This is a genomic window from Tardiphaga sp., assembly GCF_044340795.1.
Taxonomy (GTDB): domain Bacteria; phylum Pseudomonadota; class Alphaproteobacteria; order Rhizobiales; family Xanthobacteraceae; genus Tardiphaga.
The window spans coordinates 20,998-34,395 of the sequence record NZ_JBIISY010000046.1 but is presented as its reverse complement, the minus strand read 5'-3'; the positions used below and the strand labels follow the sequence as shown (position 1 = coordinate 34,395).

Annotated in this window: 12 protein-coding genes and 1 pseudogene; 5 read left to right on the top strand and 8 right to left on the bottom strand. The window is 64.0% G+C overall.

What is annotated here, in order from left to right:
• Window positions 1–108: 108 nt before the first annotated feature.
• Together purF and ACIQ17_RS10385 are read right to left on the bottom strand one after the other, a co-directional pair.
• Window positions 109–1,587: an amidophosphoribosyltransferase gene (purF, locus tag ACIQ17_RS10390; protein ID WP_398468113.1), complete on the bottom strand. Its 1,479-nt coding sequence runs from the start codon at window positions 1,585–1,587 to the stop codon at window positions 109–111.
• A gap of 89 nt (window positions 1,588–1,676) precedes the next feature.
• Entirely contained in the window at window positions 1,677–2,306 is a 630-nt protein-coding gene (locus tag ACIQ17_RS10385; protein WP_211913234.1) for a CvpA family protein, read from the bottom strand.
• Here ACIQ17_RS10385 and ACIQ17_RS10380 point away from each other — a divergent pair.
• Window positions 2,296–2,502 (top strand): hypothetical protein, encoded by a 207-nt coding sequence (locus tag ACIQ17_RS10380; RefSeq protein WP_398468110.1) that lies wholly within the window; start codon window positions 2,296–2,298, stop codon window positions 2,500–2,502. The genes ACIQ17_RS10385 and ACIQ17_RS10380 overlap by 11 nt on opposite strands.
• Before the next feature lie 29 nt (window positions 2,503–2,531).
• Here ACIQ17_RS10380 and radA read toward each other — a convergent pair whose 3' ends face one another.
• Complete coding sequence (gene radA, locus ACIQ17_RS10375; protein ID WP_398468108.1) at window positions 2,532–3,986, bottom strand: DNA repair protein RadA; 1,455 nt, start codon at window positions 3,984–3,986, stop codon at window positions 2,532–2,534.
• 247 nt (window positions 3,987–4,233) lie between these two features.
• On the opposite strand from radA, the pseudogene ACIQ17_RS10370 reads away from it, so the two are divergent.
• Window positions 4,234–4,527, top strand: a pseudogene (locus ACIQ17_RS10370) (hypothetical protein); the annotation flags it as partial.
• A gap of 158 nt (window positions 4,528–4,685) precedes the next feature.
• Here ACIQ17_RS10370 and ACIQ17_RS10365 read toward each other — a convergent pair.
• Window positions 4,686–5,414: a sulfite exporter TauE/SafE family protein gene (locus ACIQ17_RS10365; RefSeq protein ID WP_398468117.1), complete on the bottom strand. Its 729-nt coding sequence runs from the start codon at window positions 5,412–5,414 to the stop codon at window positions 4,686–4,688.
• A 131-nt stretch (window positions 5,415–5,545) separates the two neighbouring features.
• Between ACIQ17_RS10365 and ACIQ17_RS10360 the strand changes: the two genes are divergently transcribed.
• On the top strand, window positions 5,546–7,117 hold the full coding sequence (locus ACIQ17_RS10360; RefSeq protein ID WP_398468106.1) for a hypothetical protein: 1,572 nt from the start codon (window positions 5,546–5,548) through the stop codon (window positions 7,115–7,117).
• Window positions 7,118–7,132: 15 nt separating this feature from the next.
• Here ACIQ17_RS10360 and alr read toward each other — a convergent pair whose 3' ends face one another.
• Complete coding sequence (gene alr, locus ACIQ17_RS10355) at window positions 7,133–8,272, bottom strand: alanine racemase (RefSeq protein WP_398468104.1); 1,140 nt, start codon at window positions 8,270–8,272, stop codon at window positions 7,133–7,135.
• A gap of 92 nt (window positions 8,273–8,364) precedes the next feature.
• The gene (locus tag ACIQ17_RS10350) at window positions 8,365–9,870 is read right to left on the bottom strand and encodes a replicative DNA helicase (RefSeq protein ID WP_398468102.1); all 1,506 of its coding nucleotides are present in this window, start codon (window positions 9,868–9,870) and stop codon (window positions 8,365–8,367) included.
• 355 nt (window positions 9,871–10,225) lie between these two features.
• Here ACIQ17_RS10350 and ACIQ17_RS10345 point away from each other — a divergent pair, with 355 nt between their 5' ends.
• Window positions 10,226–10,429, top strand: coding sequence for a hypothetical protein (locus tag ACIQ17_RS10345; protein ID WP_398468100.1), 204 nt, complete (start codon window positions 10,226–10,228; stop codon window positions 10,427–10,429).
• Between the two features lie 254 nt (window positions 10,430–10,683).
• A complete protein-coding gene (locus ACIQ17_RS10340; protein ID WP_398468098.1) occupies window positions 10,684–11,589 on the top strand; it encodes a hypothetical protein in 906 nt (301 codons plus the stop codon).
• A 125-nt stretch (window positions 11,590–11,714) separates the two neighbouring features.
• Here ACIQ17_RS10340 and rplI read toward each other — a convergent pair whose 3' ends face one another.
• Together rplI and ACIQ17_RS10330 are read right to left on the bottom strand one after the other, a co-directional pair.
• Complete coding sequence (gene rplI, locus ACIQ17_RS10335) at window positions 11,715–12,299, bottom strand: 50S ribosomal protein L9 (protein ID WP_398468096.1); 585 nt, start codon at window positions 12,297–12,299, stop codon at window positions 11,715–11,717.
• Window positions 12,300–12,350: 51 nt separating this feature from the next.
• A complete protein-coding gene (locus ACIQ17_RS10330; RefSeq protein WP_398468094.1) occupies window positions 12,351–13,304 on the bottom strand; it encodes a hypothetical protein in 954 nt (317 codons plus the stop codon).
• Window positions 13,305–13,398 lie beyond the last annotated feature (94 nt).

Genomic DNA, 13,398 nt, shown 5'->3' with positions numbered 1-13,398 from the left:
CATAGACACCGCAGGTTATGATGCGGGAAAGCGCCTGTGTCCAATCCCCCGAGTGTCAAAACTCGTCGGAGGTTATGGGTCCCGGCGTGCGCCGGGACGACAAGGGACTTAGCTCGCCTCCGCCAGCAGCGAGAGCTGCCGCGGATCGTCGATCTCGCTCATGTCCGTCAGCGGGGTCGGGTAGTCGCCGGTGAAGCAGTGATCGGCGAATTTCGGCTGGGCCGGGTTGCGGCCGGGCTCGCCCATGGCTCGATAAATGCCGTCCACTGAGACGAAGGCCAGCGAGTCGGCGCCGATCAATTCGCGCATCTGCTCCAGGGAATGGGTCGCGGCCAGGAGGCCGGCGCGGTCGGGGGTGTCGATGCCATAATAATCGGGATGGGTGATCGGCGGCGAGGCGATGCGGAAATGGACTTCCGTGGCGCCCGCATCGCGCATCATCTTGACGATCTTCTTCGAGGTGGTGCCGCGCACGAGGCTGTCATCGATCAGCACGATGCGCTTGCCGGCAATGGCAGCGCGGTTCGCCGAATGCTTCATGCGCACGCCGAGTTCACGCACGCTCTGGGTCGGCTGGATGAAGGTGCGGCCCACATAGTGATTGCGGATGATGCCGAGCTCGAACGGCACGCCGGACTGGCGGCTGTAGCCGAGCGCGGCGGGGACGCCGGAATCCGGCACCGGCACGACGACGTCGGCATCCACATGGGTCTCGCGGGCGAGTTCCTCGCCCATGCGCTTGCGGGTGTCATAGACGGAGCGGCCGTCATTGATCGAGTCCGGGCGCGCGAAATAGATATATTCGAAGATGCAGGGGCGCGGCGGCTGGGGGGCGAAGGGCTTGTGGCTCTGGGTGCCGGTCTCGTCGAACACGATGACTTCGCCGGGCTCGATATCGCGGATGTATTTCGCGCCGATGATGTCGAGGGCGCAGGTCTCCGACGCCAGGATCGGGCAGCCGTCGAGTTCGCCGAGCACCAGCGGGCGGATGCCGAGCGGATCGCGCGCGCCAACCAGCTTCTTGTTGGTCAGCGAAACCAGCGCATAGGCGCCTTCGATGGCGCGCAGTGCTTCGATATAGCGGTCGAGGAAACGGTTGCGCTTGGAATGCGCGACCAGATGCAGGATCACCTCGGTGTCAGTGGTCGACTGCATCATGGCGCCGTTCTTCACGAGCTCGCGGCGCAGGGTCAGACCGTTGGTGAGGTTGCCGTTATGAGCGACCGCGAAGCCGCCGGCATTCAGTTCGGCAAACAGCGGCTGCACATTGCGCAGGATGGTTTCGCCGGTGGTGGAATAGCGGGTGTGGCCGATGGCGTTGGTGCCGGGCAGGCGCTCGATCACCTCGCGACGGGAGAAGGTGTCGCCGACCAGGCCGAGGCGGCGTTCGGAGTGGAAGCGGCGGCCGTCGAAGGCGACGATGCCGGCGGCTTCCTGGCCGCGATGCTGGAGCGCATGCAGGCCGAGCGCGGTAATGGCGGCGGCCTCGGGGTGGCCGTAGATGCCGAACACACCGCACTTTTCGCGCAGCATGTCGCCGGAAAGATCGTCGTTCACGTCGAAGCTGGAATGTGCTGCGTCGTCCATAGAATTATGCATCGGATGCACCGCGCCTCTGTTGTCGCGAGCCGTGCAACACACGCACCCTCGCGCAGTCAGTTCAAGCTCGGGACGGATCAGCGTCCCGCGGGTTTGTCGATCAGCTTCTTCATGCTGTCGCGTGCCGTCTTGGAATAGCCATCGTTTCCACCCGGAGCGTCCGGCGCCGCTTCCGTCGACTCGTCTTCAGGCTTGTTCTTCTTGAACTTCTTCAAAATGGTGTTTTCAGGGTCATCCGGCAAGAGCGACATCAGCCAGTTCCCGGTGGATTCCAGCACGACGCGCGATTTTGCGCCGGTGACCCAGTCTGGACGCTGCTTGTCCGGAACCAGCCAGGTGAAGAACAGGAAAGCCACGACCACGATCAGCATGCCGCGGGCGAGGCCGAACAGGAAACCGAGGGTGCGGTCGAGCGCGCCGATGCGCGAGTCCAGGATCATGTCCGAGATGCGCACGGTGATGATGGAGACAACGATCAGCGTCAGCACGAACAGGCCGCCGATGGTGGCGGCGGTCGCGATGGTGTCGTTGGCGATATAGGATTTCGCGGAAGGAAGTACCTTCGGGAACGCGTAAAGCGTGACCAGCGCCGCGGCGCCCCAGGCGGCGATCGAGAGGATCTCGCGCATGAAGCCGCGAACCATCGCGAGCAGGCCGGAGATCAGCATGACGCCGAGCAGGACAAGGTCGAGAATCGTGATCGGCATCGTCGGGTCTGGTCCGCTCGGTCAGAAAACGCGAATCGGCAGCAAAGCTGCCAGTTCAGGTGACGGTGATATGGCACGTCTCGCGAGGGCGGAAAACCGCCTGCAGGCCATGCCGCACATCAATGTTCCGCTTCTGGCTACGAACCTGAACGAAGCGTTGCGCGATGGCCACGTTTTTCGCGCGTGTTTTCTATAGCGGGCTGCGTGCGCGAGGTCACGCAACCGTCACCCGTTGTCGCGCCGGAAACGGGCGGGCGGGGCGCTTTTCTCGCTCTGTGTGGTATTGCCGCCATCGCGCGCCGGCTTGACGCCACGCGCGGCGATCTCCGCGACCAGCGTCGTCAGGTTGCCGATACTGTTCAGCGTCAGCCCGGCATCGCCGCCGGGGTCGCCGCGGGCGGCTTCCGGCAGCACGGCGCGGCCGAAGCCGAGCTTGGCAGCTTCCTTCAGACGTGCCGAGGTCTGCGCCACCGGCCGAACGGCGCCCGACAGCGAGATCTCGCCGAAATAGACGGCGTCCGTGGGTAGCGGCGCATTGCAGAGCGAGGAGACGAGGGCAGCGGCAGCGGCCATGTCGGCGGCGGGTTCATTGATGCGAAGGCCACCGGCAACGTTGAAATAGACGTCGTAGCCCGAGAGCTTGACGCCGCAATGGGCTTCCAGCACCGCGAGGACCATTGAAAGGCGTGACGAGTCCCAGCCGACCACGGCACGCCGAGGGGTGCCGAGCGTCGTCGGAGCAACCAGAGCCTGTAACTCGACTAGCACCGGACGGGTACCTTCCATGCCGCCGAACACCGCGGTGCCAGGGGAGCCGAGGTCGCGATCGGACAGGAACAGCTCGGACGGGTTGGAGACCTCGCGCAGGCCGAGGCCGGTCATCTCGAACACGCCGATCTCGTCGGTGGGGCCGAAACGGTTCTTCACCGCACGCAGGATGCGGAACTGCTGCGAGCCTTCGCCCTCGAAGGACATCACGGCATCGACCATATGCTCGACGACCCGGGGGCCGGCGATCTGGCCGTCCTTGGTGACATGGCCGACCAGAATGATGGTGGCGCCAGTCTTCTTGGCGAAACGAATGAGCGCCTGCGCGGAGGCGCGGACCTGGGTGACGGTGCCGGGAGCTGATTCCACCGTGTCGGTCCACATGGTCTGGATCGAGTCGATCACGATCAGCCGCGGCACGGTGCCTTCGGACAGCGTGGCCACGATGTCTTCCACCGAGGTTTCGGAGGCGAGCTGCACCGGCGCATTCGCAAGGCCGAGGCGAGCGGCGCGGAGACGCACCTGGGCGACGGCTTCTTCGCCCGAGATGTAGACGACGCGGTGGCCGGCCTTGGCCATCATGGAAGTCGCCTGGGTCAGCAGTGTTGATTTGCCGATGCCGGGATCGCCGCCGATCAGGATGATCGAGCCGCGGACGAAGCCACCGCCGGTGACGCGGTCGAGTTCGCCCATGCCGGACGGAATGCGCGGTGCGTCCTGGCTGGTGCCGGTCAGACTTTCGAGATTGAACGTCCGTCCCTTGCGCTTGGAGCGCGCCGAGACCGGGATCGCGGTGGCGCTGTCTTCTGCGGTGAGCGTATTCCATTCGCCGCAAGCCTCGCACTTGCCCTGCCACTTGTTATAGGCAGCGCCGCAATTCTGGCAGACGAAGGAGGGGGCGGATTTGGCCATCGGTGGAATCGCTCTCGGTGAAGACGTTGAATAGCACGGATGGGCCAGATGCCGTGAAATCGCTTGCCGCCTGTCACCTGATCTTAAGCACGTTCGTCAAGGTAAATAACAACTCCGCGTTGACCCTCGGTGCCGCTCAATTAAGTCTCTTGTCCGACAGCGATCCGAACTCGTTTGCAATACGGCCTTCGCACAGGACACGATCATGAAAAAATTCATTACTGCCGCAATCGTTGCCGTCGCCGGCATGGCGATCCCGAGCATGGCTCAGGCCGGCTGCACCACCTGCTATCAGCCGCAGGTGATCCCGCCGCAATATCGCACGGTGGAACGCACCGTGATGGTGTCGCCCGGCCACACCGTTCGTCGTCATCGCCCCGCGCAGTATCGCACGGTGATGGTGCCGAAGACCGTGATGGTCGCGCCGGCCCGCACCGAATATCGCCGCGTCCCGGCGCGGTACGCGACCCAGCAGCGCACCGTGCAGGTGGCGCCGGCTCAGGTCTATTACGCTCCGGTTCAGGTCGGTTGCTCGACCTGCAATCGCGGTTTCAGTTTCGGCTCGAGCTATGGCAGCTACGGCTATAGCGCGAGCTACGGTGGTGGCTACAGCTACGGCGCTTACGGCTACTGAGTTTTTCCTGCTATGAGTTCTGATCGGCCGCCGCGAGGCGGCCGATTCGTTTTGAGGGGTGTGCATCAAACGAGACGCAGGCCCGACAAAACCATGCTGATGCCGGCCACGATCATGATCCCGTCCATGATGCGCCGGAATGTCTCGACGCTGAGCTTGAGCACGTAGCGCTTGGCAATGAAGGCGCCGAACATCAGCGACGCGCCGGCGATCAGACCCTTCACCAGCACATCGAGATCGAGCGCGCCGAAGCGCTGGAAAGTGACGGACTTGCTGAGATAGAGACCGAGCGAACTGGCGGCCTCGGTGGCGAGGAACGCGCCCTTGGCGAGGCCGTAGAACAGAAACAGCGGTACGCTCAAGGGGCCGCTGGAGACGACGATGCCTGTGACATAGCCGATGATCGCGCCGCCAAGCGCGAGCTGCCAAAGGCTGATGGTGAAGGAGCGCCGGGCCAGCCAGTGGCGCAGCGGCACCATGGCAATGAAGAACAGACCGATGGTGAGATCAACGGCCTGTGACGGCAGCACCAGCAGCGTGCGGGCGCCGAGCGCGGCAGCCGGAATACCGGTGACCGAATAGGCCGCGGTGGCGCGCCAGTCGATCTCCCGCCACCAGGCCATGATGCGCGAGAGATTGGCCATCACGGCGGCCACGGCCATGATCGGCACGGCTTCCTTGGGGCCGAATTCATAGATCAGCACAGGCATCAGCATGATCGACGAGCCGGTGCCGACGATGCCGGAAATCGTGCCGGCGAGCAGGCCGACGGCGCAAACGAAGATGAACGACAATGAAGGCTCCGGCGTCGAGCGCATGTGATGATCTGACGCGAAGCTCACCACGATTCCCGGGATCGGTCACCTGTTGACGGGATATCAATCCGGCTTTGCCAAGGTCCGGCCGGAAAGAGGCGATATCGAGCATGAATCCAGCTGGCGCGTTTCCTACGATGAAGGCAGTCGCGGGCCGGCGGCCGGATCGGCTGTGGCTGCTCGCCGCGCTGGCGCTGACGGTCGCGTTGGCAGCCCCGTTCCTGCTGGTGGATGTGCCGCCGGTGCTCGATTATCCCAACCATCTGGCGCGCATCTTCGTGCTCGCGCATCCCGACGATCCCGTGCTGTCGCAGATCTATGCGCCGCATTGGCGCATCGTGCCCAATCTCGGCATCGACGTGCTGGGGACCATGCTGCTGAAAGTCGTGCCCGTTCATGTCGGAGGACGGCTGCTGCTGGCGCTGAGCATGTTTGCACCGGTGATCGGCGTGGTCGTCTATCATCGCGTGGCATTCGGCCGTTTCGCGCTCTGGCCGCTGGCATCCGGCGTGATGGCGACCAACGGCATTTTCCACCTCGGCTTCATGAACTTCCTGCTGTCGCTTGGCCTTGCGCTGCTTGCTGCTGCGACCTGGCGGGTGCTGCGACGTCGGAGTCAGTGGCTGGCAACGGTTGTCGGCGCGCTTCTCGTAACCGCGATCTTCTTCACGCATCTTTTCGGCGTGATCCTGTTCGCCATGCTGATCGGCGCGGAGGAGGCTGTGCGACTGTGGCGGTGCTGGCGGAGCCGTTTGCTCACATCTGGCGAGATAATCAAAACGGCCGCGCAGCTTGCGCTTGTTCTCTCGCCTGCGGCGGTCCTGTTCGCGCTGTGCCCGCTGGCCGAAGGCCATGCGTCGATCGGCGCATGGCGGGGTCTGCAGAAAATCTGGGCGTTGTTCACGCCTGCCATGTCGACCAGCGTTGGGCTTACGCTCGCCACCGGCATTGCCGTGTTTTGCATCGTTATTCTGTTGTGGCGCCGGGCCAGGTGGGCGCGCGGCGCGTGGCTCGTGCTCGGTGCGCTGGCCATGGCCTTCGTGCTGGCGCCGTCGACAATCAAGAACGGGACCTTTGTCGATGTGCGTCTCGGCCTGATGATCGGCCTCGTGCTGTTTGCCACCATGGATCCGCGGCTCGACAGGCGTGAGGCGATCGTGGTCGGCCTGATATTTGCCGCGCTGATCGGCATACGCAGCCTGTACATCTCATCGACATGGATCGCGCATCGCGGTGACCTCGCGGATATCAGGTCCGCCATCGCCTCCGTCGAGCCGGGGGCGACGGTGCTGGTGGCACGCGGGCAACCCGGCAATGTGATGGAGACACCGAAGCCGGCGCGGTCGTTGCCGGGTATCTATCGGCTCGATGGCCATCTTGGCGCGATGCTGGCAATCGAGCGCAAGGCGTTCTGGCCGCTGATGTTCGCCGATCCATCCCAGCAGCCGCTCGACATCCGGCCGGCCTACAAGGCGATATCGGCGTCACTCGACGAGCCTGTCGATCTGCCCTATCTGCAAACCGACGACAGCGTGGCGCCCGGCTATATCAGGAACTGGCGCCGCCATTTCGACCGTGTGCTGCTGATCGATGCGCCGACGCCGCTGCCGGTCATTGACGGGCTGGCACTGTTGCAAGCGACGCCCTATGCGGCGCTCTATCGCGTCATACCGAAGCCATAGCTTCGCAGGTCAAGTTCAGCCGCCTTTGTACGCGCGCTGATAGCGCCGTCCCAGACTGGTCAGCACCTCATAGGCGATGGTGCCGAAGTGATGGGCAAGGTCGTTCACTGTGAGGCCTTCGCCGATCAGCGTGGCCATGTGGCCGCGACGGGCGGCATTCGCCGGCAGGTCGGTGATGTCGATCGCGATCAGGTCCATGGAAATGCGCCCGGCAACCGGGCAGCGCTGGCCGGCGATCACGACTTCGGCGCCGCGGGTGCCGTCATTGCTGCCTGCAGCGCGAAAATAGCCATCGGCATAACCGGTCCCGATGATTGCAAGGCGGGTGGGGCGGCGCGCCGTCCAGGTGGCGCCATAGCCGACGGTGTCGCCGCGGGAAACATCCCGGGTCTGGATGATGCGGGCCTTGAGGTCGATCACCGGCAGCATGGGATTGGCGGCTTCCGGCGTCGGATTGACGCCATAGATGGCAGCGCCCGGACGCACCATGTCGAACAGGTAGCTCGGGCCGAGATAGATGCCGGAGGAATTGGCGAGCGACGAGGTGATGCCTGAGAAGAGGTGCGAGACTTCGCGGAAGGCACCGACCTGTTTCGGATTCATCGGGTTCTGCAGCTGCTCGGCGCAGGCGAGGTGGCTGATCACCAGGGTAAAGCCATGATTGCCGGAGGTGATACGCGGGGCGAGGCTCTGAGCCTCGTCAAGCGAAAGACCGAGCCTGCTCATGCCCGTATCGACATGAACGCCGGCGCCGCCGGTCCAGCCGGTGCGGCGGCAGAAGATGTCCCATTCGGCGAGTTCGTTGAGGTCGCTGATCACCGGCTGTGCCTTGATGGCCGCAAGCGCGTCGCCGGAATTTGGCGACAGGCCGTTCAGCACGTAGATCGCCGCATCAGGCGCGCCGGCGCGCGCAGCCCGGGCTTCATCGATGGTGGCGACGAAGAAGGTCTTGCAACCGGCCTTGGCGAGAGCTGGGACCACGCGGTCGATGCCGCAGCCATAGGCGTCGGCTTTGACTGCCGCGCCGCATTCGGCCGGCACGCTCGCCTTTTCAAGCTTGCGCCAGTTGGCCGTGATGGCGTCGAGGTCGATGGTGAGGAGGCCGATGGCCGTCGGATCGAGTTCGACGGCAGGGGTGGAAGCGGGCTCGGTCATCGCACATCCTGAGGCGTGGGTGACGCCGGTTCAGGCGGTCATGTCGCAGCGCAAGATAAACGCGTGATGGTCGCGGTTCAACCGCGACCAAATCACTCGTGAGGCACCGCCGGCATGTACCGGTCGCCCTCGGCGAGATCGCTGAAGCGCGTAAACTGGCCTTCGAACTGCAGGGGGACGGCACCCGTGGGACCATGTCGCTGTTTGGCGACGATCACCTCGGCCTTGCCATGCACGAGGCTCATGTCGAGCTGCCACTTCTCGTGCTCCGGTGTGCCTGCCTTCGGCTCTTTGGCCTGCAGGTAGTATTCTTCGCGATAGACGAACATCACCACGTCGGCGTCCTGCTCGATCGATCCGGATTCACGCAAGTCGGCGAGCTGCGGGCGCTTGTCCTCGCGGTTTTCCACCTGACGAGACAGCTGCGAGAGGGCGATGATGGGAACGTTGAGCTCCTTCGCCAGCGCCTTCAGGTTGGTCGTGATCTCGGTGACTTCCTGCACGCGGTTGTCGGAGCGCTTGCCCGAGCCCTGCAACAGCTGGATGTAGTCCACCATGATGACGTCGAGGCCCTTCTGCCGCTTCAGGCGGCGGGCGCGGGCAGTAAGCTGCGAGATCGACAGGCCGCCGGTTTCGTCCACATAGAGCGGCAGGTTCTGCAGCCGGATCGTGTAGTCGCGGACCTTGTCGAACTGGTCCTGGGTGATGCCGCCGCGACGGATCGCGCTCGAGGAGATCTCGGTCTGCTCGGCGAGAATACGGGTGGCCAGCTGTTCAGCCGACATTTCGCACGAGAAGAAGCCGACCACGCCACCATTGATGGTCTTGTTGGTGCCGTCGGGCTGCAATTCGGCCTGATAGGCGGCGGCGATATTGTAGGCGATGTTGGTGGCCAGCGAGGTCTTGCCCATGGCGGGACGGCCGGCCAGCACGATCAAGTCGGAGCGCTGCAACCCGCCCATGCGACCGTCGAGATCGCGCAGGCCGGTGGAGATGCCGGACAGTTTTCCGTCGCGCTGATAGGCATTGGCCGCCATTTCGAGGGCGGTGGTCATGGCCTGTGAGAAGCGCTGGAAGCCGCCGTCGTAACGGCCAGCTTCGGCAAGCTCATAGAGCCGGCGCTCGGCATCCTCGATCTGGGCGCGCGGGGCGAAATCCACCGGCGCATCGTAGGCGACATTGACCATGTCCTCGCCGACGCCGATCAGCTGGCGACGGATCGCGAGGTCGTAGATGCTGCGGCCATAGTCCTGCGCATTGATGATCGTGGTCGCTTCGGCCGCGAGGCGGGCGAGATATTGCGCCACGGTCATGCCGCCGAGATCGGTATCGGCGGGCAGGAACGTCTTCAGTGTCACCGGGGTGGCGATCTTGCCGGCGCGGATGATGCTGGAGGCGGTGTCGAAAATGGTCTGGTGCAGCGGCTCGTAGAAGTGCTCGGCCTTCAAGAAGTCCGACACGCGATAGAACGCGTCATTGTTCACGAGCATCGCGCCCAGCACGCCCTGTTCGGCCTCGATATTATGCGGCGCGCTGCGATAGGCAGGCGTACCGGCTTCTGGGGCGAGCTTGAGGACGTTGGATTCGGATGCGGCCATGGTGCTCGATATCGGTCTCGAATGGGGCGGATGCGCGGCCCCGGACATAAGCGCATCGGCGCGGGCGGGGGGAGGCGTTGCCCGCCTTTAATGCACGAATTCACCGATTCCCACACGCGCTGAAATTCGTTGCCGGTGTCCGTCGATCGGCCCTTGACCTGTTCCCCCGGTTGCCGGTGTCGGGTTCCTCAATGGTCTCTTAAAGGAACCCGGAAAATCACCGGACGGAACTGAACCGGATGGCGAGATGTCTCACTTATAACAAGAACAGGGATTGCAATACTGCCACACCCGGAACCCGTTAACGGATTCGGGCGTTGAGACAACAAGAACAAGAGGCGTGAAGGACAGGTCGATGGGTCAGCGTCAGCCGTTTTCGGCAGCCGACGACAGTGCTTGGTTGTCCCATCTGGTGGACACGATGGATCGTGTCGAGCAGATGCATGACGAGCCCTGTGACGAAGTTTTGATGTCGGCCATGATGGCCCGGCTGCAAAGCCCGGCGACCACTTTTGGTGACATGATCCGAAGCGGCGACCTTCTCGAACTATCGTTCTAGGAGCAGTTGCTCATCTAGACGTTTGCGCCGTTATTTCTCTCCCGCTGCGAACGGCGCGCTGCGCAACCTCATCCTTTCGCCCCTTTCAGTTAGCCTCCCAATTCCCTTCTCAACCGGCGCGTCTGTTGTGCAGCCGATACGCACATCTGTATTGCGATGTCGCACACAGGCTTGCGACGCTTGACCGCTTCCATTCACAGCGCATTCGGATACAAGAGATTCGGGTTAGACGAATTGTATGTCGGGAGATGGATATGTCGGGCCGAGCGCTCAGTTTAGCGACGGCGATGCTTCTGGTTGGCCTCGCAGCACCTTTCTCCCTCATCGCTCCCGTATCAGCCCAGAACCTCGAAGCCGGTAAATCCCCGGCCCAGCTGTTTGCCGGCAATTGCTCGGTCTGTCACAAGAGCGCGCGCGGCCTGCTTAAGACCGTGCCGCCCGGCCAGCTGCCGAGCTTCCTGCGTCAGCACTATACGACCAGCGCCGATATGGCGAAGATCATGAGCAGCTATGTCGTGGCCAATGGTGCCGGCGGCGGACGCAGGCCCAATGATGACAATCTGACCCGCCGGGGCCGCGAACTCACCCGCGAGCAGGCGCCGGCCGATGCCGCGCCGGCAGGCCGGCAGCGTCCGGCTGCGGCCGAGCGTCAGCAGGCCCAGCCCGGTCCGGACGGCGAGCCCGCGCCGCGCCGTGGTCGCAATTCCAGGCGCCAGCCACCGGCAGAGGCCGCAACGCCCGCTGGTGAAGCGCAGGCACCTGCTGCTGCCGAGACCGAACGTCCGGTCGCGCCGAGGCAGAAAGGCAAGAAGAACCGGCGCCATCAGGAAGAGCCGAAGGCTGACACCGTGAAAGAGGAGGCGAAGCCCGAGGCCGACAAGGCCGAACCGGCGACGAGCGAGCCTCCCAAGGCTGAACCGGTGAAGCCCGAGCCGGCAAAGAGCGAGCCGCCGAAAGAAGCCGCTCCGGCGAAGCCCGCCGAGGAGAGCAAGCCCGCGGAAACCGCCAAACCTGAACCGAAGCCCGAACCGAAGCCGGAGGCACCGGCGGCGACTCGCGCTGATCCCGTCCCGGCAGTGACGCCTGCGCCGAAAGAACCGGAGCCTGCGCCGTCGGCACCAGCTGCGCCACCGACCGAGCCCGCAAAGCCGGCAGAGTAGGAAATAGCGAGACAAGCAAAAAGCCCGGCCGTGAGGCCGGGCTTTTCTGTTTTGTCGCGCTGCAGGATGGGTGTCGCGTCGGCGCTCGCGCGCTCCTGCTCAACCCATCCGACAAGCCGGCTGGTTTAGCCGTTGTTGTCTTCGTCGTCGCCCTGGGCTTCCGGATCGAAGAACTCGCCGGCAGCGGCGAGGGCTTCGGCGGCAGCGTCCTGGTCTTCCTGGCGCGACGAGATGTCTTCGCCGCGGTTGATGCGCTCGGCTTCAGCTTCCGAACGGGCCACGGTGACGCTGACATTCACTTCGACTTCCGGATGCACGGCGATGGCGATCGCGTGCTGGCCGATGGTCTTGATCGGGGCGTCCAGCAGCACCTGGCTGCGGGCGAAGGTGATGCCATCGGCTTCGAACGAAGCGATAATGTCGCGGACCGAGACCGAGCCGAACAGCTGGCCGGTTTCCGATGCCTGACGGATGACGACGACGTTGCGGCCGTCGATCTGCTCGGCAACCTTGGTGGCTTCGCCCTTGGCCTTGATGTTGTTGGCTTCGAGTTCGGCCTTCATGCCGTCATACTTGCCGCGATTGGCGGCGGTGGCGCGCAGGGCCTTGCCACGCTTGAGCAGGAAGTTACGTGCGTAACCGTCCTTGACGCGGACAACTTCACCCATCTGGCCGAGCTTGGCGACGCGTTCCAGCAGAATGACTTCCATATTCGATCTCCTTTGGTGTGTTCGATTGATGTGAATTGACGTGATGCTTTGTCAGGCCGCCGTCTCTGGCGGCTGACGTTCGCCGAGACGCTGGCGAAATCCGAAAAAGGCATCGGCAAGGCCGAGACAGGCGGCCACGAGAATGGGCCAGCCGAGGACGAGCGTCATGGCATAGACCATGCTCAGCACGATCGTGCGGCTGCCGAGGCCGATGGTGAGCGCATGCAAGGTCGCGAAACCGGTGAGGGCATAGGCCATCAGCAGCGTCGCCGAGACGATCTGCGCGAACATGCCGACGATGCCGCCGAGGAAGGTCAGCGCAATCGCGACGCACAGCGCCACCATGGTCATCGGCGGCAGCGCAAGCGTGCGCAGATCCGGCCATGGCCGCTTGAGCCGGCCGGAGGTCGATGTGATGCGGCCGGCGAGCCAGAGATTTAGCGTCAGCGTGATAATGGCAACCACCGATGCGGCTGACGGCGCGATCATCGCGACGGTGTTGGCGATGGTCTCGCTATCACCTTCCGTCCGGCCGGTAATGATGCGGGCGAAGGATCGCTTGAGCGTGCCGAGGATCGTCTCGCTGTCGGTGCCGAGCGTGAGCAGCGCCGCCATCGTGGTGATCGAGGCGAACACGGCAATCCACAGCAGGATACGGCCGATCGGATACCACTCTGCCTTTGGCTTGGCAGGGCCGGTCACCGATGCCGGCGCTTCCACGGTACGGCCGAGCAGCGCGAGATGGCCAAGCCACCAGGCGGGCAGTGCGATGGTGATGGCGAAGATGGCGAGATAACCCATGCCGAACATCAGGCCGAGCGAGGTCGCAGCTGCAATGCCGCCGATCGTGGCCGTCATCGGACCCCAGCCGAGGCACGCGACCATCAGCGGGAGCGGGGCGAGATAGAACAGGAAAATGGAGACCAGCGCGCCCGAAACGATCGAGGCGAACATCACTGCAGAAGCAGCGCCAGCGGCAAGCGCGATGAGGAGACTGGAGATCATCAGCTGTCCCGCCCCCTTTGAGCGGTTAGGAGCGTTTCGCCCCAACCATCGGCAACCGGACGACCCGGAAGCCTTATGAGAAACAAAAGAAAGA